The sequence below is a fragment of the Shewanella sp. AS16 genome, from assembly GCF_021412365.1.
Classification (GTDB): domain Bacteria; phylum Pseudomonadota; class Gammaproteobacteria; order Enterobacterales; family Shewanellaceae; genus Shewanella; species Shewanella salipaludis.
Window position 1 is genome coordinate 1 of sequence record NZ_JAKCLK010000098.1, and the last position, 347, is coordinate 347.

The window sequence follows — 347 nt, forward strand, 5'->3', positions numbered from 1 at the left end:
CGGTATATCGTTTTCTTATCTCACCTTTTTGACCGTGACAGATGGCTCTGGCAACGGCATGGCGACTTTCTCCCCGATTAAGCTGGGTCAGAATGCGCCGGCGGTAATCTTCATCATCAATATAATTAAGCAGATACAGCGTTTTGTTGATGCGCCCCACTTCAATGATTGCCTGAGTCAGTCCGGAAGGACGTTCACTTTTCAGCAATGAACGGACCAGCACTGAAACCTGTACTTTGCCCAGCTTCAGGGAGCCAGCGGTCCGGATCATTTCGTCCCACTGAAGGACTATTTTTCGGGGATCTGATTGCCCTCTGGCAATATCATTCAGCACGCCATAGTCGGCA

1 protein-coding gene is annotated in these 347 nt (G+C 49.9%); it reads right to left on the reverse strand.

The genetic code is table 11. From position 1 onward, the window contains the following. A partial coding sequence (locus LZP73_RS19515) for a Tn3 family transposase (RefSeq protein WP_234236577.1) occupies nt 1–347 on the reverse strand: 347 nt, incomplete at both ends.